The sequence below is a fragment of the Streptosporangium sp. NPDC048047 genome, from assembly GCF_040653115.1.
Lineage (GTDB): Bacteria > Actinomycetota > Actinomycetes > Streptosporangiales > Streptosporangiaceae > Streptosporangium.
In genome coordinates, this window is sequence record NZ_JBEZNH010000001.1 from 210297 (window position 1) to 232581 (window position 22285).

Consider the following 22285-nt stretch of genomic DNA (forward strand, 5'->3'; position numbering starts at 1 on the left):
GCCGTACGCTCGGAGCATGCAGATCGCCATGATCGGCCTGGGGGACATCGCGGAGAAGGCGTACCTGCCCGTCCTGTCCGCGCTGCCCGGCCTCGACATCCACCTCAGCACCCGTAACCGCGACACCCTCGACCGCCTGGGCGACGCCTACCGGGTGGCGTCCCGCTCCACCTCGGTGGAGGAGGTGATCGAGGCCGGGGTCGAGGCGGCCTTCGTGCACGCCGCGACCGCCGCGCACGTCAAGGTCGTCGAGCCGCTGCTCCGGGCGGGCGTCCACGTCTACCTCGACAAGCCGATCGCCTACACCTACGCCGAGTCCGAGCGTCTGGTACGGCTCGCCCGCGAGCGGCGGCGGTCGCTGCTGGTCGGCTTCAACCGCCGCCGGGCGCCGTCCTACCGGGAGCTGCTCGGCCTGCCTCGCGACCTGGTGGTCATGCAGAAGAACCGCAGGGACCTCCCCGAGGACCCGCGCACCGCGATCTTCGACGACTTCGTCCACGTCGTGGACACGCTCAGGTTCCTGGCGCCCGGCCCGGTCGAGCACACCCAGATCCGCACCCGGGTCGCCGACGGCCTGCTGGAGCACGTGACGCTGGAGCTGTCGGGCGACGGCTTCACCGCGTTCGGGATCATGAGCAGGACGAGCGGCGCGTCCGAGGAGACCGTGGAGGTCATGGGCGGGGGCGTCAAGCGCCGGGTGGTGAACCTGGCCGACGTGATCGACTACGCCGGGGGGGAGACGCTGACCCGGCGCGGCGACTGGGTCCCGGTCGGCGAGCAGCGCGGCATCGAGCAGGTCTGCCGGGAGTTCCTCGACGCGGTCCGCTCCGGCGTCGTCATCGACGCCGGCGACGCCCTGGCCACCCACGCGGTCTGCGAGGACGTCGTGCGGGCGGCGATCCACCCGGCTACCGACGCCCTCTAGGCCCCAGCCGGCCGTCCGGGCCGCGTCGCAGGACGGCCCGGACGGCGGGGGCATGCCGGGCCCGCCCCTGATCCGGGCCCGAAGATGTCAGCGCTGTTCGAGGTAGGCCCGGCCGAGGGCGCGCAGCCGTTCGTGGGCCGACTCGTAGACCGCCGGACCTCCGAGGTACGCCTTGGGGATCTTGGCGAGCATCGTGTAGTTGGTGTCGCAGACGTTGCCGACCGGCGCCTCACCGATCTGGCTGACGAGCTGGTAGGCGTCCAGGGTCTCCAGGCCGGTGACCTCCGAGGCCCAGGTGACCAGGTCGTGCTGGCTGATCCGGTAGGCGTCCTCCAGCGGGCGGGCCGAGCCGGTCGACATCAGGTGGGTGTCGTCCTCCAAGCGCGGCCACGGGGTGGTCACCCCCTTGACCAGCTCCACCGCGACGACGGTGTTCATCGCCGCCTCGACGGCGGTGCCGCAGACCTCGCCGTGCCCCTGGCGGGCGTGGCCGTCGCCGACCGCGAACAGGCCGCCCTCGACGTTGACGTTCAGGTAGACCGTGACCCCGGCCCGCAGCTCGGGGGTGTCCATGTTGCCGCCGTGCGTGTCCGGGGTGATCGTCATCCGCGCCTCGGACGCGGCGGGCGCCACGCCGACCGTGCCGTGCATCGGGTCCAGCGGCAGCTCGACGGTGAAGTCGTCGTTGCGGGCGTGGTAGCGGACCACGCGGGCCTCGGCGTCGATGTCGTAGCGCCAGACGACCTCGGGCAGCGCCGGGGTGAGCATGGCCGTCGCGTGGGTGGGCGTGAGCGCGCCGAAGTGCGGGAACGTCGCCGACACCGCCCAGTCCCTGGCCGGTTCGATGGAGACGAAGTGCAGGGCGAGCGTGTCGCCGGGCTCGGCGCCCTCCACGTGGAAGGGGCCGGTGACCGGGTTCAGGTAGGGGAAGTCGCAGACGCGCGAGGGCAGGTCCCCGACGGAGCGGACCCGCCCGGCGAAGCAGTCCTCGGTGTACATCTCGACGACGGTGCCGGGCCGGATCCGCCGTACGGCCGGCCGTCCGCCGAAGGTGTAGCTCAGCTCGGAGGGCTCGGGCCGGTAGGAGACGACGTTCATCGCGCGTCCCCCGTCCGCCCGGAGCGGGAGACCGAGGGCTCCGGCGCGTCGCCGTGCATCCCGGACAGCGTGGGGCGGCGGCCCAGGGCGTAGGAGACGGCCAGCAGCACGACGCCGAGGGCGATCCAGGACAGCCCCAGCGTCTTGGCCTCGAAGCTGGCGTTGATCACGACGTAGCCCAGGATCGCGAAGCCGATGACCGGGGCGAGCAGGTGCCGCCACAGGTCGCGGCTGCGCCGCCGTACGACGTAGTGGACGACCACCGACACGTGCAGCACGAGGAAGGCGGCCAGCGCGCCGAAGTTGACCAGCCCGCTGATCAGCGGGATGCCGTTGTCCGGGCGGGTGGTCAGGTACAGCCCGACGGCCAGGGACACCGCCGCCGTCAGCAGGGTGGCGTTGACCGGCACCCGGTGCCGGGGGTCCACCTTGGCGAGGAAGGACGGGAGCTGGCGGTCACGGGCCATCGCGTACAGCAGCCGCGAGGTGGCGGCCTGGGCGACGAGGGAGTTGGCGAAACCCCAGGCGATGGCGGTGGCCACCGCGGTCAGGATGCCGAGCCAGCGGCCCCCGGCGAACTCGGCGACGTCGTAGAACGCGGTGCCGGCCGGGTCGCCCTGGGACAGCAGCCGGGCGCGGTCGGGGACGAGCAGCGCGGCCACCCAGGTCTGCGCGATGAACAGCGCGCCGGCCAGGCCGAGCGCGGCGATCATCGACTTGCCCAGCCGGCGGCTGTCGACCTGGCTCTCCTCGGCCAGCGTCGAGATGCCGTCGAAGCCGAGGAAGGACAGCACCGCGATCGAGACCGCCCCGAAGACCAGCGGCCAGGAGAACGTCGAGGAGTCGAACAGCGGGCTGAGCGCTCCCACCTGGGCCTTGCCCGACAGGAGTGCCACCGCGCCGACGATGAGGAAGATCGCCAGGACGATCAGCTCCGCGACCAGCATGATCTTGGTGACCCGCGCGGTCATCTGGATGCCGGTGTAGTTCACGATCGTGTTCAGCAGCACGAACACGATCAGCCAGCCCCAGATGGGGATGAAGGGCACGAACGACGCCATCGCCGCGCTCGCGATGAGGTAGAGCAGCGCCGGCACCAGCACGTAGTCGAGCATGATCGCCCACCCGGACAGGAATCCGACGGGGGCGGCGATGCCCCGTCCCGCGTAGGTGTAGACCGAGCCGGCCATCGGGAAGGCGCGGGCCATCTGCGCGTAGGACGACGCGGTGAACGCCATGGCGACCATGCCGATGGCGTAGGTCAGCGCGACCATGCCCCCGGAGCCCTGGTAGACGCTGCCGAAGATGCCGAACGGCGCGATCGGGACCATGAAGATCAGGCCGTAGACGAGCAGGTCGGTGAAGGTGAGGGATCTGCGCAGTTCCTGTCGGTAGCCGAACTGCTCTATGGAGGGCTCGGTGGTCATGGAAGCGAGCTCCTAAGCGCCGGAAAGGGGTCCGGTCGTACCTTAGGGGCGATCCTTCCATATGAAAAGTTTTCTATAGAAAGATTTAACGGACGATGTCGAAGTCCAGACCGTCCGCCCGGCCGAGATGGGCCCGCCGCCGCACCCCCCGGTTCAGCAGGGTCAGCCGCCCGCGCGCGGTGACGACGGAGGCGCCGTCGGCCACCGCGTCCACCGCGGGCACGGCCAGCGTCCCGGCCCGGCCCGCGAGCGCGGCCAGCATCAGCACCGCCTCGTAGCACCCCTGGCCGTGCCCGTTGAGCAGCGGCGCGTCGGGGCCGAACCGGCGGACGTAGCGCTCGCCCAGGCTCAGGCTCTCGTCGGTGACCAGGCTCGCGAAATACCCCATCGCCCCGTACAGCTCGCCGGTCGCGTCACCACCGATGCCGAGCAGGCCGTGCTCCTCCAGCGCCCCGCACAGCCGCGGATGCGACAGCCCCGCCTCGGCGAAGGCCCGGTTGAAGGAGACGAGGTCGCTGCCGATCAGGCTGACCAGCAGGGCGTCGGCCCGGCAGGCGGCCAGCTCGGCCAGGACCGGCGCGAAGTCACGCACGCCGTACGGCACCAGCCGCTCCCCGGCCACCTCCGCGCCGCGCGAGCGCAGGTGACGCCGGGCCGTCCCGTGGACCAGTCGCGGCCAGACGTAGTCGTTGCCGAGCAGGAACCACCTGCGGGCCCGCCGCCGGTCGATGAGCCAGTCCAGGCCCGGCCGCAGCTGCCGGCCCGGCGTCTCGCCGAGGAAGTACACCCCCGGCGCGTGCCCGCCCCCCTCGTACGGCGGGGCGTAGACGAACGGCACCCGGCCGCCCAGCGCCCGCACGACCGCGATCCGCACGTCGCTGCCGTGCGTGCCCGCCACCGCGTCGATCGCCCCGGAGGCCGCCAGCCCGGCGACCTCGGCCGCCACCCGCGCGGCCGGCCCGCCGCCGTCGACCAGCACCAGCTCGACGGGCCTGCCGAGCATCCCGCCCGCGAGGTTGACCTCGTCGGCGGCGAGGACCGCGCAGTTGACCGCGCACGGGCCGACCAGGCCGAGGACCCCCGACAGGGGCACCACGAGCCCGACGCGCAGCGCGGCGCTCCGCAGCAACCGGGCTTCCAGCGGTTCCATGACGGGCGTGACGATGTCTGCCACACTGCGGAGTATCCTCCACTGCCGACGGGCGCCGACAGGCCCGTCACCCGACCGAGACGGGAGCGTCACGTGGCGACCACCGGGCTGGGCTCCTCGCTCGCCTACCTCCTCAGCCGGGCCGAGCGCAGCGTCAACCGCGGGCTCTCCGCCGCGGTGACCGCCGAGGGCGTGACCGTCGAGCAGTGGCGCATCCTGCGCGCCCTCGCCGACGGCCGGGGCCACTCCATGGGAGACCTGGCCGAGGCCGTGCTGATGCCCCACCCGACGCTGACCAAGGCGATCGACCGGCTCATCGACCGCTCCCTCGTCTACCGCGGCCACGACCCGGCCGACCGCCGCCGGGTCGCGGTCTTCCTCGCCGACCGCGGCGCCGAGCTGCTCGGCCGGGTGGAGGGCGGGGTGGCCGGCCACCACCGGCTGATCGAGGCGGCCTACGGCACCGAGCGCACCGAGCGGCTCATGCGCGACCTGGCGGGCCTGGTCGGCGCCCTGGAGGAGGACGACCGGCCCGCCCAGCACGCGGCCGCGGCGCTTCGCCGCGCCGGGGACGGGCACACCCGCCCCTGACCGGTCCGCCCCTGACCGGCCCACTCCCCCGGACCGATCCGCCGTTGACCGGCCCACTCTCCCCGACCGGCCCACCCGCCACGGACGGGCCGATCTCTCCGCTCCAGGAGGGCGGCTCAGGGGTAGAGGCCCCGCATCCGGTGGGTCTCGGCGACCCGGTCCACGCCGATGACGTGCGCCGCCTCGCGCAGGGTGATCCCGCGCTCGGCCGACATCGCCGCGACCGCGTCGAAGGCGTCCTCCATCAGCCCGCGCAGCCTGGCGTCCACCTCGCCCGCGCTCCAGGAGCACGCCTGGAGGTTCTGCACCCACTCCAGATAGGAGACGATCACCCCGCCCGCGTTGGCCAGGATGTCGGGGACCACCGTGGTGCCGGAGTCGGCGAGGATCCGGTCGGCCTCGGGCGTGGTGGGGCCGTTGGCGCCCTCGACGACCAGTCCGGCCCTGATCCGGGACGCGTTGCCCGCCGTGATCACGCCCTCCAGCGCCGCGGGCACCAGCACGTCCACGTCGAGCTCCAGCAGCTCGTCGTGGGACAGGGCGTCGGCGTGGCGGTAGCCGTACACGCCGCCGGTCTCCTCCGCCCACGCCCGCAGGGCGTCGACGTCCAGGCCGGAACGGTCCACCACGGCCCCGGTGACATCGGAGACCGCCACCACGCGGCAGCCGGCGTCGGCGAAGTACCGCGCCGCGCCCGCGCCGACCTTGCCGAACCCCTGGATCGCGACGGTACGGCCGTCCGCGGAGCCGCCCAGGGCCCTGAGCGCGGAGATCAGCACGCCGCGCGAGGTGGCCCCGGCCCGCCCGGCGGAGCCGCCGAGGATGGTGGGCTTGCCGGTCACCACGCCCGGCACGGGACGGCCGGCGTTGATGGAGTACGTGTCCATGATCCAGGCCATGGTCTGCTCGTCGGTGCCGACGTCGGGGGCCGGGATGTCCCGGTCCGGGCCGATGATCGGCATGATCTCATTGACGTAGCGGCGGGTGACCCGCTCCAGCTCCCGCGTGCTCAGCGAGGCCGGGTCCACGGCGACGCCGCCCTTGGCGCCGCCGTACGGGATGCCGACCAGGGCGCACTTCCACGTCATCCACATGGCCAGCGCGGTGACCTCGTGGATGTCGGTGGAGGGGTGGAAGCGGACACCGCCCTTGGCGGGGCCGCGGGTGGTGTTGTGCTGCACCCGGAAGCCCTGCACGACGTCCATCCGGCCGTCCTCGCGGCGGACGGGCACCGAGACGGTGAGCGAGCGGCGGGGCGTGGCCAGCATCGTGCGCAGGCCGTCGTCGAGTCCGAGCCGGTCGGCGGCCCGGTCGAGCTGGAGCAGCGCGGCGTCGAGCGCCTGGCGCCCCGGGCCGATGAGAGTGGTCGCCGGCGTCGTTGACGGCACCATGGTGGTCATGAGGACAGCCTCCATAGGATGGGCGGGGCGCCGTTGCCCCGCCCGGAACTGTTGGTGACGATCACATTAATGACGGGTTTTTTGCCCGCCAAGCAGGGCATGTTGCGTTCGTGTGAACGTTTCTTGTGCGTTCCGCTGCCTGCGGGCCTGATCCGTTGAAACCGATCAGATCAGGTGGAACGGGCCGGGGGAACGCGCCGATACGGCAGGCTTCCCTGTGAAAGCCTGCCGTTCTGTACTGGTTGAGAGGTCTGAGGTGCCGGAACTTGTCGTCGGTCCGATGCTGCGCTACGTGGACGAGACCGATGCGTCGGTGTGGGTGGAGACCAGCGAGCCCTGCGAGGTGACCGTCGAGGTCGGCGGGGTGCGGTCGCGGGCGTCGACGTTCACCGTGCACGGCCACCACTACGCGATCGTCGACGTCTCCCGTGAGGGGACCTACGAGGTCCGCCTCGACGGGGAGGTCGTCTGGCCGCTGCCCGACCAGTCGCCCAGCCGCATCCGCCTCCTCGGGGCGGACGGTCCCCGCCGGGTGATGTTCGGCTCGTGCCGCACCAGCGTCCCGCACGACACGCTGCACACCATCTCCCACGGGGTGGACGTGCTGCGCGCCTACGGCTGCACGATGATGGAGACGCCCGAGGAGGACTGGCCCGACCTGCTCCTGCTGCTCGGCGACCAGGTCTACGCGGACGAGCCGTCCAGCGAGATGCTGGAGTTCATCAAGAACCGCCGGGACGGCGAGCCCACCGGGGAGATCGCGGACTTCGAGGAGTACGCCGAGCTGTACCGCTACGCGTGGACCGACCCCGAGATCCGCTGGCTCCTGTCCACGATGCCCAGCGCGATGATCTTCGATGACCACGACCTGCGGGACGACTGGAACACCTCCGCCACCTGGCGCGAGCAGATGGCCCGGGTGTCGTGGTGGCCGCGCCGGGTGATCTCCGGGCTCAGCGCCTACTGGGTCTACCAGCACCTGGGCAACATGTCGCCCGGGGAGCGCGCCTCCGACGAGGTGCTGGCCAGGCTGTGCAAGGCCGAGGGCGACGGGGCGGAGATCCTCGACGCGTTCGCCGAGCACGCCGACGCCGTCCCGACCGACAACCGGTGGAGCTACGCCCGCGACCTCGGCGACACCCGCCTGATCATGCTCGACTCCCGGTGCGCCCGCCAGCTGGACCCGAAGGACCGGCGGATGATCGATCCGGTCGAGTGGGAATGGCTCGCCGAGCAGTTCCGGCGGGAGGGCGCCGAGCGCTTCGTGATCGGCACGTCCGTGCCGTTCCTGCTGCCCTCCGGGATCCACCACATCCAGAACTGGAACGAGAAGCTGGCCCAGGGCGCCTGGGGGCCCCGGGTGGCGCGATGGTCGGAGAAGCTGCGCCAGGCCGTCGACCTGGAACACTGGGCGGCCTTCCGCCGCTCCTTCGAGGACCTGGCCGGACTGCTGGCGCGGACGGGCAAGCCGGTGATCATCCTGTCCGGCGACGTGCACTACTCCTACGTCGCCAAGGCCGACGGGCTGCCGGTCTACCAGCTCGTCTGCTCGCCGATCCGCAACCCGCTGAGCCGTACGCTCCGCCTGGCCAACATCGTCGCCCAGTTCGGCGTCGCCACGCTGATCGGCGGCTGGCTGGCGCGCCTGGCGAAGATCCCCAAGCCGTCCATGAAGTGGAAGATCGCGCACGGGCCGTGGTTCTCCAACGCGGTGGCCACCCTGACGCTGGACAGCACCCCGCCGTCGGTCCGCTGGGACACCGCGGCGGCCACCGAGATCTCCGAGGTCAGCACGGTCCGGCTGCCCTGACACGGCGCCGCCCCGGAAGCCGCCGCGCCACGAGGCGCGGTCCGGGCGCCACTGGTCGCGGAAGATACTCTCATTGGTGAAAGTTCCAGCGAAGTTACTAACATGGATGAGAGCATTCCATGGTGCAGTTCATCGGACGCGAGCGTGAGCTCGGCCTTCTCCGTGATCACCTGGATCTGGTACGAGCGGCGATCGGCGGCAGCCGCCCGGGCCGTTGCCTGATCATGCGGGGCCGTCGCCGTGTCGGCAAGTCGCGGCTCGTGGAGGAGTTCGCCCGCTCCTCCGGTGCACCGGTGCTGTATTACACCGCCGGCGGGGTGCGCGTGGAGCAGGAACTGGAGCAGTTCCGCAAGGACGCCGCGCTTTCCGGGGTCAGGGAATGGGCACTGCTCGCCGAAACCCCGGTGAACACCTGGGACGGTGCGTTTCACCTGCTGAGCCAGGTGCTGCCCGACGACCGGGCCTCCGTGGTGGTGATCGACGAGGTTCCCTATCTCGCACAGGGAGACCCCGGCTTCGAGGGCACGTTGCAGCGGGCCTGGGACAGGTTCTTCGAGCAGAAGCCCGTCCTGCTGATCCTGATCGGTTCGGACCTGTCGGTGATGGAGGCGCTCACCGGTTACGGCAGACCGTTCTACCAGCGCGGGCGGGAGATGAAAGTCGGTCCCCTGACGCCGGGTGAGGTCGGCCGCATGCTGGCCCTTCCGGCGGCCGAGACCTTCGACGCCTGGCTGGTGACGGGTGGGCTCCCGCTGATCTGCGCCGAGTGGAAGCCCGGAGAGGAGGTGTGGGAGTTCCTCGAACGTGCCCTCGCCGACCCCACGTCTCCGCTGCTGGTCTCCGCCGAACGCTCGCTCGCCGCGGAGTTCCCCAAGCAGGCGATCGCAAAGGACGTGCTCGGGGTCATCGGCTCCGGCGAGCGGACCTTCAGCAACATCTCACGGGCCTGCGGAGGCCTCTCCGCGGCGACGACGACCCGATCCCTGGAGCTTCTCACCGTCAAACAGGTCGTGGCCGCCGAGCTCCCTCTGAGCACCCGTCCTTCCAGGGATCGCCGCTATCGCATCGCCGATCCTTACCTGCGGTTCTGGACGCGATTCCTTGAGCCCGCCCTGCCGTTGCTCGAACGAGGACGCTCCGACGTGGTGCTGCGCCGCATCCGGGAGGGCTGGACCTCCTGGCGCGGGCGGGCGGTGGAACCCGTGGTACGCGAGGCTCTGGCCCGTCTGCTACCCGGTGAGACCTTCCCCGACGTGGTCGAGGTGGGCTCTTTCTGGACCCGCACGAACGATGTGGAGATAGACATCGTCGGAGCCGATCGCGGGCCCATCGCCAAACGGCTCTTCTTCGTCGGTTCGGTGAAGTGGCTCCAGGAGCGGCCCTTCGACGACCACGACCTCGCCAGGTTGGCACAGGCGCAGGGGGCCGTCGCGGGGGCGACGCCCCTTCCGATGATCGCCGTTTCCCGATCCGGGACGACGGCGGGTGGTCTGGCGGCCGCCTACGGCCCTGAGGATCTCCTGCGCGCCTGGGAGTGACGGCCGGTACGGCCCGCGCCGTGGGGCGGGGCCGTACCGGGACGGTCAGCCCGTGAATTCGGCGATGGCGTCGGCGAGCTGTTCGACGGCCCAGACGAGGTCCTCCTCGGAGACGACGATCGGCGGGGCGAGCCGGATGGTCGAGCCGTGGGTGTCCTTGGCGAGGACGCCGCGGCGCATCAGCGCCTTGGAGACCTCGCGGCCGCTCGCCAGGGACGGGTCGACGTCCACACCCGCCCACAGGCCGCGCCCGCGCACGGCCACCACGCCGTGGCCGATGAGCGCCCGCAGCCGCTCGTGCATGACCGCGCCGAGCTCCCTGGCCCGCGCCTGGTACTCGCCGGTGCCGAGCATCTCGATGACCGCGTTCGCCACCGCGCAGGCGAGCGGGTTGCCGCCGAAGGTGGAGCCGTGCTGGCCCGGCCTGATCACGCCGAGCACGTCCTCGTTCGCGGTGATCGCCGAGACGGGGACGACGCCGCCGCCCAGGGCCTTGCCCAGCACGTAGACGTCCGGGACGACGCCCTCGTGGTCGCAGGCGAAGGTGTCACCGGTACGGCCGAGGCCGGACTGGATCTCGTCGGCGATCATCAGGACGTTCCGCTCGGTGCACAGCTCCCGCACCTGGGTGAGGTAGCCGTCCGGCGGGACCAGCACACCGGCCTCGCCCTGGATGGGCTCCAGCAGCACGGCGACGGTGTCCTCGTCGATCGCCTCGCGGATCGCCTCGGCCGAGCCGTACTTCACGATCCTGAAACCGGGCGTGTAGGGGCCGAAGCCGTCGTGGGCGTCGGGGTCGGTGGAGAAGCTGACGATCGTGGTGGTGCGGCCGTGGAAGTTGTCCTCCATCACGATGATGTTGGCCCGGTCCGGCGTCACGCCCTTGACCTCGTAGCCCCACTTGCGGGCCACCTTGATCGCGGTCTCCACGGCCTCGGCCCCGGTGTTCATCGGCAGGACCATCTCCTTGCCGGTGAGGTCGCCGAGTCCGGCCGCGAAGGCGGCGAACTGGTCGTGGAAGAACGCGCGGCTGGTGAGGGTGAGCCGGGACAGCTGCTCCTGGGCCGCCGCGATGATCTTCGGATTCCCGTGGCCGAAGTTCAGCGAGGAGTAACCGGACAGGCAGTCCAGGAACCGCTTGCCCTCCACGTCGGTCACCCAGGCCCCCTGCGCCTCGTGGATCACGACGGGGAGCGGGTGGTAGTTGTGCGCGCTGCGGCGCTCACTGAGTTCGATGAACTCGTTGGTGCTGGTCATCCGATATCCGCCGTTCCTTCGGTGCGGTTCCTTGCTGTCAGAGCTGTCAGAGCTGTCAGGCCGTCCTGCCTGGATTCATCCCCGGATCTCCAGCGTGCAGCACTTGGGGCCGCCGCCCGCCTTGCGCAGCTCCGACAGGTCGACGGGCACGACCTCGAAACCGCGGCGCTTGAGCTCCAGCTGGAGGTCTGCCGCCTCCGTGTTGATCACTACGTTGGTCCCGTCGCTGACCGCGTTGAGTCCCAGGACGGTCGCGTCGTCCTCGGTGGCGATGACGGCCTCGGGGAACATGGCGCGGAGCACCTCCTGGCTGCCCGCCGAGAAGGCCCCTGGGAAGTATGCCACGTTATGTCCGTTTAGCGGGAAGAGTGCGGTGTCGAGGTGGTAGAAGCGCGGGTCCGCGAGCTGCAGCGTCACCACCGGCAGGCCGAGGAACTCCTGGGCCTCCTTGTGCGCGGTGATGTCGGTCCGGAAACCGGTCCCGGCCAGGATCACGTCGTCGAGCGTGAGGAAGTCGCCCTCGCCCTCGTTGACGAAGGCCGGCTCGCAGATCCGGTCGTAGCCGTTGGAGACGAACCAGTTCAGGTAGGCGGGCCCCTCGGCGGCGCGCTGCGGGTAGGTGAACCGCGCGCCGTACACCCGGCCGCGGACGACCAGCGCGCCGTTGGCCGCGAAAACCATGTCCGGCAGGCCCTCGACCGGCTCGATCAGGCTGACCTCGTGCCCGAGTTCGAGGTAGACCTTCCTGAGGGTCTCCCACTGCAGGATCGCCCGGTCCCGGTCGGCGCCCGCCTCCGGGTGCATCCACGGGTTGATCGCGTACTCCACCGCGAAATGGTCGGGCCGGCACATGAGGTAGTGCTTGGACATGCGAAACCCCGCAAAGGACGTCGTGGTGGGGAACGACGGCGGCCGTCGTGGCGAGACCGTCGCGGTGAGAACGGCTACAGCCTAGGAACGCGGGTTCACGCAGGCCAAGGGCGCGATCGTGCGCGTTCGCGCGGGTTCCTTGCGTGTTTCACCGGGGAAACGGGGATTCGTTGTGCGTGACGATGACCGGGGTGTCGGTGAGGCGGGAGAGCACGATGGAGCTCTTCGTCCGCACCACGAACGGCTCCGCCGCGATCCGCTCGATCACCCGCTCCACGTGCCGGACGTCGGTGGCCCTGATGTGCAGCAGCGCGTCGGCCTCGCCGGTTATGGTGCAGGCGGAGACCACCTCGGGATGGCGGGCCACGGCCACCCCGATCGCCGACGGCGAGGTCTTGCCCGCGCAGAACAGCTCCACGTACGCCTCGGTGGTCCACCCGAGCGCCGCGGGCTCCACCCGCGCGGTGAACCCGGTGATCGCCCCCCGGTCGCGCAGCCGGTCGACGCGGCGCTTCACCGCCGACGCCGACAGGCCCACCCGCTGCCCGATCTCCGCGTAGGTGGCGCGGGCGTCCTCGACGAGCGCCCCGATGATGTCACGGTCCAGCCGGTCCAACTCCACCGCTGCTTTCTAACACAGCGAGCCGGTACGGCGAGCCGTACGGCCCGCCGCCCGCGCCCCGGTTCCGGCCGCCCCGGGCGCGATCCGCTCAGCCCAGCCCGCCCCGGTCCGCCCCGGTCCGCCCCGGTCCGCCCCGGTCAGGCCGTACGGCCCGGCCGGGCCGCCTCAGCCGGGGCCGTCTCCGCGGTGGTCGTCGAGGAGCCCGGCCTCGTGGGCCAGCAGCGCGATCTGGACGCGGTTGTTGAGGCCCAGTTTGGCCAGGACGCTCGATACGTGCGTCTTGACCGTGGGCACGCTGAGGAAGAGCACCGCCCCGATCTCGGCGTTGGACCGGCCCTGACCGACTGCGACGGAGACCTCCCGCTCACGGTCGTTCAGCAGGGCGAGACGCTCCCTGGCGCGGGTCCGCCGCAGGTCGGGGGCGGGGTCGGCCACCCGGTCGATGAGGCGGCGGGTCACCGAGGGCGACAGCACCGGATATCCCCGCGCCACCTGGCGTATCGCGGTCACGATCTCACCGGGCGGGGTGTCCTTGAGCAGGAACCCGGCCGCCCCGGCGCGCAGGGCGCGCAGGACGTGCTCGTCGGCGTCGAAGGTGGTCAGGACGATGACCTCCGGCGCGTCGTCCCGGGCGCGCAGCCTCTCGGTCGCGGCCAGCCCGTCCATCGAGGGCATCCTGATGTCCATCAGGACCACGTCGGGGGAGTGCCGGTCGGCGAGCCGGAGCGCCTCGGCCCCGTCGCCCGCCTCGGCGACCACGCGGATGTCGGGGGCGCCGCCCAGCATCATCGTCAGACCGGCGCGGACCAGGGGGTCGTCGTCGGCGATGAGCACGCCGACCGGCGCGGGGGCGGAACCGGTCACGGCGGTCATGGCGGCCATGGTAGCCAGGCCGCCAGCCGCCGGCCGCCCGCGTCGTCGGGGCCGTGCTCCAGGCGGCCGCCCGCCAGGGCGACGCGCTCGGCCAGCCCGGCCAGGCCCCGGCCCGACCCCGCGCCGGACGTGGGCGAGCCCGGCCTGCCGTACGCGGCCGCCGCGGGGGCGGGGCCCTCGTCCGGGTGATCGCCGTGCGTGGGCGACGCGGACCCGGCGACGCCGGACGCGGGCCCCGGAACCGCCGGCGCGGCGGGGGGAGCGGTGTTGCGCACCTCGACGGTCAGCCCCGTCCCCGGCGCCCCCGCGAGCCGTACCGTCACCCGGGCGCCGGGGGCGTGCTTGCGCGCGTTGGTCAGCGCCTCCTGGACGATCCGGTACGCGGTGCGGCCCGCCGGATCGGGGGCGGCCCCGGCGAGGTCCTCGCCGAGGGTCACCTCCATGCCCGCCCTGCCCGACTCGGCGACCAGCTCCCGGACGTCGGCGAGGGTGGGCTGCGGCAGCTCGCCGACAGGCGCCCGGAGCACGCCGATGACCTCGCGCAGGTCCTGCAGCGCCTGGTGGGCGCTCTCCCGGATCACCCTGGCCGCCCGGGTGATGTCCTCGGCCGGGGCGCCGGGGTTGTACTCCAGCGCGCCGGCGTGCACGCTCAGCAGCGACAGCCGGTGTCCGAGGACGTCGTGGATCTCCCGGGCGATCGCCTCGCGGGTCCGGTGCTGGGCCTGCTCGGCGCGGAGCGCCGCCTCGGTCTCGGCCCGGGCGGCGCGGTCGCGCAGCGACGCCGCGAGCCTGCGCCGGTGGTGGACGAACAGACCCCAGCCGACCGCGGCGCCCTGGAAAGAGACGCCCAGCAGGAACATCAGGAGGGGAGGGTCCTCGGGCTCCGGGCGCAGCACGACGAAGCCCAGCGCCCCCACCAGGCTCAGCGCGAAGACCGCCGAGGAGGTGCGCGGCGGCCGGTGCACCGCGACGGTGAACAACGCGGCCAGCATCGCGCCGCCGACCGTCTCGGAGAACGACGACAGGATCACCAGCACGACGGCCAGTTCGACCGGCCGGCGGCGGCGCAGCCACAGCGCGGCGCAGCCCAGCGCGCCGGTGACCTGGTCGAGGTTGAACAGCCACGTCTCCGGCCGGGGGTGGACCTCCAGCCGCAACCCCGCCATCACGAGCCCGAAGAGCACCGCCAGCAGGAACAGCAGGAGGTCCACGGCCCAGTCGCGCGGGCTCCGCCGTACCCCGGCGGCGGGTGCGGATCCGTTCATCGCCCGAAAGCCTAGGAGCCCGGAGGGGGACGCCGCTCCTCACGGACGGCAGGCGATACCAAAGTCGCACCCGGCGCCTACCTTCGCCGGCGGCGAGGCCCGGGGACGGCGACGCCGGTCGGAGCGGGGCGTCCCGACGGCCGATCCCCGCCGGGACGGCGATCCCTAGCGTCAGATCCATGGGCAAAGCCATTCAGTTCATCGGGTTCCTCATGCTCCTCCAGGGCGTCAGCGGAACGATCGACCGCCTGTTCGTCCAGCCGTTCATGGGCGGGCTCCTCAACCTCTTCAACCGCGTGGTCATCCCGCACCTGGACTTCCTGACCGGCTACGAGGTCTATGCGAACCTGAGCCTGGCGGTCCTGGGCGCCGCCGTCCTCGTCGCCGCCGACCGGATCGGAACGTCGGGGACGTCGTGACGGAAAGCGAGAAGGGGGCCGCGACGGATCGTCGCGGCCCCCTTCTCCGAAGGACCGGGTGAGGAAGGAAGATCAGGCGGGCTCGCCCGTCACCTGCTCCTGCGCCTCCTCGGGGGAGGCCTCCAGGTCGTCGCTCGCGCTCGCCTGCATCGCCGACTGCTTGTCGAGGCGCACCCAGCTCGTCACGCTCTCCACGGCGAACAGCACGCCGAGATAGACGGTCAGCGCGGCCAGCACCCAGGTCAGCACGCCCAGCGCCGCGCCGGCGCCGATCAGCAGCAGCCGGATCTCCCAGCCCAGGCCCGCCCGGAACACCCAGTCGGGCGGCCAGATGCTCTGCCGGGTGCGGTACACCGTGTCGTAGGTGTGGTAGCCGATCACGTACAGCAGCACGTACATCAGCCACTTGGGCGCGTCGGCCGCCAGGCCGATCAAGATGATCGTGAGGAACTCGGTGGACCGGATCAGCGGCGGCAGCAGCCAGTCGATCCTGCCCAGGTGGTCGCGGGCCGCGGTCGGCAGCACGAGGACGAGCATCACCACCGGCGGGAGCAGCAGGACCGGGCCATCCTTGAGGATCCCGGCCGCAGCCATCGCGATGATCAGCGCAAGCGCGGCGAGCGCGGCGGGCACCGCGGGCAGCCCGGGGCCGATCCTGCCGCGCAGCGCCGTCACCAGCGGGCCGTCGTCGCGGTAGGCGAGCAGCCGGGCGGTCTGGATGCGCAGCCGTTCCTCGTACGGGTCCGGGACGGGCGCGGTCTGCGGTTGGGTGATCATGCGAGCGACCTCATCAGACGTCCGGTGAGCGTGTAGGTGGCGGCGATGCCGCCCCAGATGATCAGCGTGATGAAGGTGATCCTGGCGTCGAAGAGGGCACTGACGATCGCGATGGCCGCGAAGCGCTCGCCGATCGGGAAGACGATCATCTTGCGGGCCCAGTACACGGCGCGGTACCTGCCGGCCCTGCTCCACATCCTCAGCAGCCCCCGGATGCCGCCGCTGCGCGCGAGACGGCGCTGCTCCAGCGCCAGGCGCAGGTCGGTGTCGGGGCTGATCGACAGGGGCATCGACGGCAGCGGCGACGGCGGCTTGCGCCGGTTGGCCGCGCCGAAGGAGAAGTCCAGCAGGTGCTTGGCGGACTGCAGGGCCAGCGCCACCAGCGCGAGCGTCCACACGTCGCCGACGCCGGACACGGCCGCGCCGACCGCCAGGCCCGCGAAGACCACGTACTCCTTGAAGCGGTCGAAGGTGGCGTCCAGCCACGCCCCGAGGACGCCGAACTTGCGGGCGTACCGGGCGACCTGACCGTCCACGCAGTCGAACACGAACGCGAAGTAGATCAGGACGCCGCCGGCGATCATCCCGGCCCGCGCACCGGTGGCGAAGCACGCCGCCGCCGCCACACCCAGGGCGATCGAGATCAGCGTGACCTGGTTCGGGGTGAGCCCGCGCCGGGCCGCCCAGCGGGCGATGAACCGCGAGTAGGTGCTGACGAAGTAGGTGGTGAAGAAGCCGTCGGCGCCCTTGACCGCGTTGTTCAGCCGGGCGCGGTCCTCGTCGAAGGTCGCCAGCTCGGCCACGGCCTCGTCGGCCTGCTCGGGCGAGGTGATCCGCCGGAAGAACAGGTCGCGGCGGCCGCGGATGCCGACCGAGACGCCCCGCCGTACCAGGCCCAGGATCAGGAGCTGGACCAGGTCGTCCTCGGGGCCGAACAGGTGGGCCATGTCCGCCAGCTCGCGGGCGGCCTCGGCCAGCGTGGGCGCGTGCTTGCGGTGCAGGTGCAGCGGGCCGAGCGCGATGGCGTTGGGCCGGGTCACCGCGTGGAACGCCGAGCCGACCGAGACGACCCGGGACCTGGCGGCGCGCAGCCGGACCGGCAGGCCCTCGTACATCCGCTCGCCGATCTCCGGCTCGGCCTCGGCGATCGGGACGTCCGGGACGATGAGATCGCCGTTCTCGTCCTCCTCGCGGTCCTCACGGGGCTCCTTGGCGATCAGCGCCAGCGCGCCGCGCTTCGACTTGGTGATCTGGTAGATCAGCTCGTCGTGGATCAGCGAGTCGGACGGGAGGATCAGCAGGTTCTCCTCGCCGTCCTCGACCGCGTCGGCCAGGGCGCGCAGGTCGCCGGCGAGATCCGCGGTCTCGACGAGCGTGCCGGGGAAGCCGCGGTAGGCCGGCGCGTCGGCGACGCGGGCGATCGTGACCGGCGCCGGGTCGAGGGAGGCGAGCTGTCCGTGCAGCTTGCCGATCACCGTGGGGCAGCCGGGGAGCGCGGGCAGCGTCAGCGCGGCGGGCGGCGCCGGCTGGCCGGGGACGTCATCGTGGCCGGGCGATGAACCCAGCAGGACCACGCGGGGCATGGCACCCTTTCGTGCGGGGGTGGGGGTGGAACATCAAGGCGGAGGGTACGCCGAGAGCCAAAGTTTAGTTAGTTTCAGGTGAACAACGTGCACTCGTGATCGTTCCGTGCCGATGAACCGGGTAGAACGGCCTTCCACCCCGGTCACCGCACTAAGCTGATCCGGTGAGTCTGTACCGTGACGAGGGCATCGTGCTGCGCACCCACAAGCTGGGCGAGGCCGACCGCATCGTCACCGTCCTGACCAGGCGCACCGGCAAGGTCCGCGGCGTCGCCAAGGGCGTCCGGCGCACCATGTCGCGCTTCGGCGCCCGGCTGGAGCCGTTCACCCACGTCGACCTCCAGCTGCACACCGGCCGCACCCTCGACGTGGTCACCCAGGCCGAGACGATCCACCCGTACGGCGAGGCGCTCGTCCACGACTACCCCCGCTACACCGCGGGCAGCGCGATGCTGGAGACCGCCGACCGGCTGATCATGGGGGAGAAGGAGCCCGCGCTCCGCCAGTTCCTGCTGCTGGTCGGAGGCCTGCGCACCCTCGGCTCCGGCGGGCACGAGCCCAGGCTGGTGCTCGACGCCTACTTCCTGCGCTCGCTGGCCGTCGCCGGCTACGCCCCGGCCCTGGAGGCGTGCGCCCGGTGCAAGGCCCCCACGGTGCGGGCGTTCGCCATCGTGGCCGGGGGAGTGGTGTGCGGCGCGTGCCGCCCGGCCGGCGCCGCGGTGCCCGCCGGGGAGACCATCGCCCTGATGAGCGCGCTGCTGAAGGGCGACTGGGCGACCGCCGACGCCTCCGAAGGGCGCCACCGCGCCGAATGCAGCGGCCTGGTGGCCGCGTATCTCCAATGGCACCTCGAACACGGAATACGCTCTCTTCGACACGTAGAAAGGGAGCCTTCATCGTGAACGTCCGTCCTCCGGCACCGCACCCCTCCGGAGCCATTCCGCCCCCCATCCCGCGCGACCTGGTGCCCCGGCACGTGGCGATCGTGATGGACGGCAACGGCCGGTGGGCCAAGCAGCGGGGGCTGCCGCGCACCGAGGGCCACAAGGCGGGCGAGGCGTCGCTCTTCGACGTCATCGAGGGCGCCATCGAGCTGGGCGTCCCGTACCTCTCGGCCTACGCCTTCTCCACCGAGAACTGGAAGCGCTCCCCGGACGAGGTGCGCTTCCTGATGGGCTTCAACCGCGACGTCATCCGCCGCCGCCGCGACCAGCTCCACGAGATGGGCGTGCGGGTCCGCTGGGCGGGCCGCCCGGGGCGGCTGTGGAAGAGCGTCATCGGCGAGCTGCAGGACGCCGAGCGGATGACCGAGCGCAACTCCACGCTGACCCTGCAGTTCTGCGTCAACTACGGCGGCCGCGCCGAGATCGTGGACGCCGCGGTCCGCCTGGCCGCCGACATCGCCGCCGGGCGCGTCAAGCCCGGCCGGGTCAATGAGACGACCTTCGCCCGCTACCTCGACGAGCCGGAGATCCCCGACGTCGACCTGTTCGTGCGGTCCTCCGGCGAGCAGCGCACCTCCAACTTCCTGCTCTGGCAGAGCGCCTACGCCGAGATGGTCTTCCTCAACCGCCTGTGGCCCGACTTCGACCGCCGCGACCTGTGGGAGGCGTGCGAGACCTACGCCAAGCGCGACCGCCGGTACGGCGGGGCGGTGCCCAACCAGGTCTGAGGTCGGAGAGGCGGCGGCTCCGCGCGGAGATCGACAGCCGGGGGGTTCCCGGTTGAACAGGGGAGTCGGATCGGGCCACGGAGGCCCGAAGGATCGGATCGCCGCACCGGAGGTGGTCGATGACCGTCAGGATCGAGCGGGACGGGCCGGTGACCACCGTGGTCCTGTCCCGGCCCGAGACGCGCAACGCCGTGGACGGGCCCACCGCCACGGCCCTGGCTGACGCGTTCCGTGAGTTCGACGCCGATCCGGGCGCGTCGGTGGCCGTGCTGTGGGGCGAGGGCGGCACGTTCTGCGCCGGCGCCGACCTCAAGGCCGTCGGCACCGCGCGGGGAAACCGGGTGGCGTCCGGCGGCGACGGGCCGATGGGCCCGACCCGGATGCGACTCACCAAGCCGGTGATCGCGGCTGTCGCGGGGTACGCGGTGGCCGGTGGGCTGGAGCTGGCGCTCTGGTGTGACCTGCGGGTGGCCGAGGAGGACGCGGTGTTCGGGGTCTTCTGCCGCCGCTGGGGCGTGCCGCTGGTCGACGGTGGCACCGTACGGCTGCCGCGGCTGGTCGGGACGGGCCGCGCGATGGACATGATCCTCACCGGTCGGCCGGTGGCCGCCCCGGAGGCACTGGACATGGGACTGGTCAACCGGGTGGTCCCGGCCGGCCGGGCGCGCGCGGCCGCCGAGGGTCTCGCCGCCGACCTCGCACGTTTTCCGCAGGACTGCATGCGCGGCGACCGCATGTCGGTGCTGGAACAGGAGGGGCTGAGCGAGGAGGAGGCCATGGAGGGCGAACTGGCCCACGGGCTGGAGGTCCTGCCGGGCATCGTTGCGGGCGCCGCGCGTTTCATCGCGGGGGAGGGCCGTCACGGGAGCTTCGGCGAGAGCTGAGCCCCGCCCCGGACGGCGCTTCGTCGTTCTCGTCCGCCCCGCCTCTCCGATGCTCCCGCGGAGCCGTCCGCCGTGAAGCCGATCGCCGGAGGCGTCCCGTGGCGTCACCCGCCGCGAGGACGCGAGGAGGTCAGGCGCGGCGGCGGGCGCGGTAGGCGGCGACGTGCATGCGGTTGCCGCAGGTGCGGCTGTCGCAGTAGACGCGCGAGCGGTTGCGCGACTCGTCCAGGAAGAAGTGGTCGCAGTCGGGGGCCGAGCAGCTCCGCAGGCGCTCCCACTCGTCCTCGACGAGCAGGTGGGCCAGGGCGACGCCGAGGTCGGCCGACAGCCGCTCGGCGAGCGACACGCCCGGCGCGAAGTAGTGGATGTGCAGGGGGTGGCCGTCGTGCTCGGCCAGGGTCGCGGTGATCCTGGTGCCGCCGAGCAGCGTGTTCAGCCGGATGATCACGGTTGCCCGGTCGGGGGCGGTGATGACCCGGTGGAAGGACTCGCGCAGGGCCCGGACCTCGGTCAGGTCGGCGGCGCGCAGCCTGCCGACGTTGCTCACCTGCTGACGTTCCACGAACTCGCCGAGCGTCCGCAGGTCGCCCAGCCCCTCCTCGCCGTTGACGGTGGGCGAGGTGTTGATCAGATCGATCATGGTGGCGAGTGAGCACAGCATGTCATGTGCGAATGGCATGTTGACTCCTGTTATATGTGGTTTTCGCGGGAACGCGTACGGCGACCGGCCGTCTCGGAAGCGTATCCCGCGAACGGTCCCGCGGGGGCATCTCGCCGGACGGGCGCCGCGGGCCGGTCAGGCGCGGACGCGGCGGGAACCTCGGACCGGCCGGAATCCGACCGGACGGGCGCGGCGGGCCGGCCGGAAGCGAGCCGGCCGCGAGCGGGCCGCCAGGAAGCGGGCCGGTCAGGAGCGGGCCGCCGCTCCCGTCGTTCCCGCCGCCTTCGCCGCCGAGCAGGCGCCGCAGGTGCCGAAGACCTCGACCGTGTGGGTGACCTCGGTGAAGCCGTGCTCGGCCCCGACCGCCTCGGCCCACCGCTCCACCACGGGCCCGGCCACCTCGACCGTCCGCCCGCAGACGCGGCAGACCAGGTGGTGATGGTGGTCGCCGCTGGCGCAGGCGCGGTAGACGGACTCCCCGTCGTCCGTCCGGAGCATGTCGACCTGGCCGCCGTCGGCGAGGTTCTGCAGCGCCCGGTAGACCGTGGTCAGGCCGATCTTCGCGCCCTGCGCGCGCATCTCGGCGTACACGTCCTGGGCGCTGCGGAACCCCTCGCTGCTGCGGAGGACTGCGTGTACGGCATCGCGCCTGTTGCTCATGGCGTGGACTCCTGTGATCGGCTGCGGCGTACGAATCTACCGAGCCCCAGGGCGAGGACGAACCCCGCGAGGGCGACCACCACGATGATCGCACCCGGCGGCACCTCCACGTAGAAGGACGAGGTGAGCCCGCCGACCGTGGCGAGCACCCCGAACACCATGGACAGCAGCATCGTGGCCCGGAACCCCCGGGTGAACTGCTGGCTGGTCGCCACCGGGACCACCATCAGCGCGCTGACCAGCAGCAGGCCCACCACCCGCATGGCGATGACCACGGTCAGCGCGGCGGTGACGGCGATCAGCAGGCTGAGGAAGCGCACCGGCAGGCCGCTGGCCCTGGCGACCTCCTCGTCCTGGCACAGCACGTACAGCTCGCGCCCGAAGACGGCGACCACGCCGAGCACGGCCGCGGCCAGCAGGCCGATCGCCCACACGTCCTGGGCGGTGACGCTGCTGATCGAGCCGAACAGGTAGGACATCAGCGTGGTGTTGCTGCCGCCCGGGGCCAGTGAGATGAGCAGCGCGCCTCCGGCGATGCCGCCGTAGAACAGCAGGGCGAGCGCCACGTCGCCGCTGGTCCTGCCGCGCGCCCGGACCAGCTCGATCGTCACGGCGCCCAGCACGGAGACCGCCACGGCGGTCAGCACGGGGGCGGTGCCGGTCAGGAAGCCGAGTGCCACGCCGGTCAGGGCGACGTGGCCGATGCCGTCACCGAGCAGGGCCAGGCGGCGCTGGACGATGAACGTGCCGATGGCCGGGGCGGCCAGGCCGACCAGCAGGGCCGCGATCAGCGCCCGCCGCAT

At 72.1% G+C, this 22285-nt stretch carries 22 protein-coding genes; 8 read left to right on the plus strand and 14 right to left on the minus strand.

The window, feature by feature from the left end; all coding sequences use genetic code 11:
• The first annotated feature begins 16 nt into the window (after positions 1-16).
• Positions 17-925: a Gfo/Idh/MocA family oxidoreductase gene (locus AB0D67_RS00980; protein WP_362928431.1), complete on the plus strand. Its 909-nt coding sequence runs from the start codon at positions 17-19 to the stop codon at positions 923-925.
• 87 nt (positions 926-1012) lie between these two features.
• Here the strand turns inward: AB0D67_RS00980 and AB0D67_RS00985 are convergent, their stop codons facing one another.
• From AB0D67_RS00985 to AB0D67_RS00995, 3 genes are all read right to left on the minus strand, one after another.
• Positions 1013-2023, minus strand: coding sequence for an acetamidase/formamidase family protein (locus AB0D67_RS00985; RefSeq protein WP_362928433.1), 1011 nt, complete (start codon positions 2021-2023; stop codon positions 1013-1015).
• Entirely contained in the window at positions 2020-3450 is a 1431-nt protein-coding gene (locus tag AB0D67_RS00990; RefSeq protein ID WP_362928435.1) for an APC family permease, read from the minus strand. Before AB0D67_RS00990 ends, AB0D67_RS00985 begins: the two co-directional genes overlap by 4 nt.
• An 85-nt stretch (positions 3451-3535) precedes the next feature.
• The gene (locus AB0D67_RS00995) at positions 3536-4624 is read right to left on the minus strand and encodes a substrate-binding domain-containing protein (protein WP_362928437.1); all 1089 of its coding nucleotides are present in this window, start codon (positions 4622-4624) and stop codon (positions 3536-3538) included.
• A 69-nt stretch (positions 4625-4693) separates the two neighbouring features.
• On the opposite strand from AB0D67_RS00995, the gene AB0D67_RS01000 reads away from it, so the two are divergent.
• Positions 4694-5191, plus strand: coding sequence for a MarR family transcriptional regulator (locus tag AB0D67_RS01000; protein ID WP_362928439.1), 498 nt, complete (start codon positions 4694-4696; stop codon positions 5189-5191).
• 116 nt (positions 5192-5307) lie between these two features.
• On the opposite strand, the gene AB0D67_RS01005 is transcribed toward AB0D67_RS01000, so the two are convergent.
• Positions 5308-6591, minus strand: coding sequence for a Glu/Leu/Phe/Val dehydrogenase (locus tag AB0D67_RS01005; protein WP_362928441.1), 1284 nt, complete (start codon positions 6589-6591; stop codon positions 5308-5310).
• A gap of 280 nt (positions 6592-6871) precedes the next feature.
• On the opposite strand from AB0D67_RS01005, the gene AB0D67_RS01010 reads away from it, so the two are divergent.
• Both AB0D67_RS01010 and AB0D67_RS01015 read left to right on the plus strand, forming a co-directional pair.
• Entirely contained in the window at positions 6872-8401 is a 1530-nt protein-coding gene (locus tag AB0D67_RS01010; RefSeq protein ID WP_362928443.1) for an alkaline phosphatase D family protein, read from the plus strand.
• Between the two features lie 119 nt (positions 8402-8520).
• Entirely contained in the window at positions 8521-9939 is a 1419-nt protein-coding gene (locus AB0D67_RS01015) for an ATP-binding protein (RefSeq protein ID WP_362928445.1), read from the plus strand.
• 45 nt (positions 9940-9984) lie between these two features.
• Here AB0D67_RS01015 and rocD read toward each other — a convergent pair whose 3' ends face one another.
• From rocD to AB0D67_RS01040, 5 genes are all read right to left on the minus strand, one after another.
• Entirely contained in the window at positions 9985-11196 is a 1212-nt protein-coding gene (gene rocD, locus AB0D67_RS01020; RefSeq protein ID WP_362928447.1) for an ornithine--oxo-acid transaminase, read from the minus strand.
• Between the two features lie 75 nt (positions 11197-11271).
• On the minus strand, positions 11272-12066 hold the full coding sequence (gene ddaH / locus AB0D67_RS01025) for a dimethylargininase (protein WP_362928449.1): 795 nt from the start codon (positions 12064-12066) through the stop codon (positions 11272-11274).
• Positions 12067-12214: 148 nt separating this feature from the next.
• Positions 12215-12688 (minus strand): Lrp/AsnC family transcriptional regulator, encoded by a 474-nt coding sequence (locus AB0D67_RS01030; RefSeq protein WP_362928451.1) that lies wholly within the window; start codon positions 12686-12688, stop codon positions 12215-12217.
• Positions 12689-12853: 165 nt separating this feature from the next.
• Positions 12854-13561: a response regulator transcription factor gene (locus AB0D67_RS01035; RefSeq protein WP_362928453.1), complete on the minus strand. Its 708-nt coding sequence runs from the start codon at positions 13559-13561 to the stop codon at positions 12854-12856.
• On the minus strand, positions 13558-14826 hold the full coding sequence (locus AB0D67_RS01040; protein ID WP_362928455.1) for a histidine kinase: 1269 nt from the start codon (positions 14824-14826) through the stop codon (positions 13558-13560). Before AB0D67_RS01040 ends, AB0D67_RS01035 begins: the two co-directional genes overlap by 4 nt.
• Before the next feature lie 179 nt (positions 14827-15005).
• On the opposite strand from AB0D67_RS01040, the gene AB0D67_RS01045 reads away from it, so the two are divergent.
• Entirely contained in the window at positions 15006-15245 is a 240-nt protein-coding gene (locus tag AB0D67_RS01045) for a hypothetical protein (protein ID WP_362928457.1), read from the plus strand.
• 72 nt (positions 15246-15317) lie between these two features.
• Here the strand turns inward: AB0D67_RS01045 and AB0D67_RS01050 are convergent, their stop codons facing one another.
• Together AB0D67_RS01050 and AB0D67_RS01055 are read right to left on the minus strand one after the other, a co-directional pair.
• Positions 15318-16022 carry a DUF5941 domain-containing protein gene (locus AB0D67_RS01050; RefSeq protein ID WP_362928460.1) on the minus strand — a complete coding sequence of 235 codons (705 nt, stop codon included), beginning with the start codon at positions 16020-16022 and terminating at the stop codon, positions 15318-15320.
• Positions 16019-17605: a CDP-alcohol phosphatidyltransferase family protein gene (locus AB0D67_RS01055; RefSeq protein WP_362928462.1), complete on the minus strand. Its 1587-nt coding sequence runs from the start codon at positions 17603-17605 to the stop codon at positions 16019-16021. The genes AB0D67_RS01050 and AB0D67_RS01055 overlap by 4 nt, the downstream gene beginning before the upstream one ends.
• 164 nt (positions 17606-17769) lie before the next feature.
• Here AB0D67_RS01055 and recO point away from each other — a divergent pair, with 164 nt between their 5' ends.
• The 3 genes from recO to AB0D67_RS01070 all read left to right on the plus strand — a co-directional run bounded on the left by recO (position 17770) and on the right by AB0D67_RS01070 (position 20161).
• Positions 17770-18507 (plus strand): DNA repair protein RecO, encoded by a 738-nt coding sequence (gene recO / locus AB0D67_RS01060; RefSeq protein WP_362928464.1) that lies wholly within the window; start codon positions 17770-17772, stop codon positions 18505-18507.
• The gene (locus AB0D67_RS01065) at positions 18504-19277 is read left to right on the plus strand and encodes an isoprenyl transferase (protein ID WP_362928466.1); all 774 of its coding nucleotides are present in this window, start codon (positions 18504-18506) and stop codon (positions 19275-19277) included. The genes recO and AB0D67_RS01065 overlap by 4 nt, the downstream gene beginning before the upstream one ends.
• A 119-nt stretch (positions 19278-19396) precedes the next feature.
• A complete protein-coding gene (locus AB0D67_RS01070; RefSeq protein WP_362928468.1) occupies positions 19397-20161 on the plus strand; it encodes a crotonase/enoyl-CoA hydratase family protein in 765 nt (254 codons plus the stop codon).
• 130 nt (positions 20162-20291) lie between these two features.
• Here the strand turns inward: AB0D67_RS01070 and AB0D67_RS01075 are convergent, their stop codons facing one another.
• The 3 genes from AB0D67_RS01075 to AB0D67_RS01085 form a co-directional block, all read right to left on the minus strand.
• Entirely contained in the window at positions 20292-20840 is a 549-nt protein-coding gene (locus tag AB0D67_RS01075) for a CGNR zinc finger domain-containing protein (protein WP_362928470.1), read from the minus strand.
• Between the two features lie 228 nt (positions 20841-21068).
• Positions 21069-21482: a transcriptional repressor gene (locus AB0D67_RS01080; RefSeq protein ID WP_362928472.1), complete on the minus strand. Its 414-nt coding sequence runs from the start codon at positions 21480-21482 to the stop codon at positions 21069-21071.
• On the minus strand, positions 21479-22285 hold the full coding sequence (locus AB0D67_RS01085; RefSeq protein WP_346020950.1) for a metal ABC transporter permease: 807 nt from the start codon (positions 22283-22285) through the stop codon (positions 21479-21481). The genes AB0D67_RS01080 and AB0D67_RS01085 overlap by 4 nt, the downstream gene beginning before the upstream one ends.

Bases quoted from the DNA above. Each gene is read 5' to 3' on its own strand.
- AB0D67_RS00980 (WP_362928431.1), top strand. From the start codon at position 17: ATGCAGATCGCCATGATCGGCCTGGGGGACATCGCGGAGAAGGCGTAC.
- AB0D67_RS00985 (WP_362928433.1), bottom strand. From the start codon at position 2,023: ATGAACGTCGTCTCCTACCGGCCCGAGCCCTCCGAGCTGAGCTACACC.
- AB0D67_RS00990 (WP_362928435.1), bottom strand. From the start codon at position 3,450: ATGACCACCGAGCCCTCCATAGAGCAGTTCGGCTACCGACAGGAACTG.
- AB0D67_RS01005 (WP_362928441.1), bottom strand. From the start codon at position 6,591: ATGACCACCATGGTGCCGTCAACGACGCCGGCGACCACTCTCATCGGC.
- AB0D67_RS01010 (WP_362928443.1), top strand. From the start codon at position 6,872: ATGCTGCGCTACGTGGACGAGACCGATGCGTCGGTGTGGGTGGAGACC.
- AB0D67_RS01015 (WP_362928445.1), top strand. From the start codon at position 8,521: ATGGTGCAGTTCATCGGACGCGAGCGTGAGCTCGGCCTTCTCCGTGAT.
- rocD (WP_362928447.1), bottom strand. From the start codon at position 11,196: ATGACCAGCACCAACGAGTTCATCGAACTCAGTGAGCGCCGCAGCGCG.
- ddaH (WP_362928449.1), bottom strand. From the start codon at position 12,066: ATGTCCAAGCACTACCTCATGTGCCGGCCCGACCATTTCGCGGTGGAG.
- AB0D67_RS01035 (WP_362928453.1), bottom strand. From the start codon at position 13,561: ATGACCGCCGTGACCGGTTCCGCCCCCGCGCCGGTCGGCGTGCTCATC.
- AB0D67_RS01040 (WP_362928455.1), bottom strand. From the start codon at position 14,826: ATGAACGGATCCGCACCCGCCGCCGGGGTACGGCGGAGCCCGCGCGAC.
- AB0D67_RS01045 (WP_362928457.1), top strand. From the start codon at position 15,006: ATGGGCAAAGCCATTCAGTTCATCGGGTTCCTCATGCTCCTCCAGGGC.
- AB0D67_RS01050 (WP_362928460.1), bottom strand. From the start codon at position 16,022: ATGATCACCCAACCGCAGACCGCGCCCGTCCCGGACCCGTACGAGGAA.
- AB0D67_RS01055 (WP_362928462.1), bottom strand. From the start codon at position 17,605: ATGCCCCGCGTGGTCCTGCTGGGTTCATCGCCCGGCCACGATGACGTC.
- AB0D67_RS01070 (WP_362928468.1), top strand. From the start codon at position 19,397: ATGACCGTCAGGATCGAGCGGGACGGGCCGGTGACCACCGTGGTCCTG.
- AB0D67_RS01075 (WP_362928470.1), bottom strand. From the start codon at position 20,840: ATGCCATTCGCACATGACATGCTGTGCTCACTCGCCACCATGATCGAT.
- AB0D67_RS01080 (WP_362928472.1), bottom strand. From the start codon at position 21,482: ATGAGCAACAGGCGCGATGCCGTACACGCAGTCCTCCGCAGCAGCGAG.
- AB0D67_RS01085 (WP_346020950.1), bottom strand. From the start codon at position 22,285: ATGCGGCGGGCGCTGATCGCGGCCCTGCTGGTCGGCCTGGCCGCCCCG.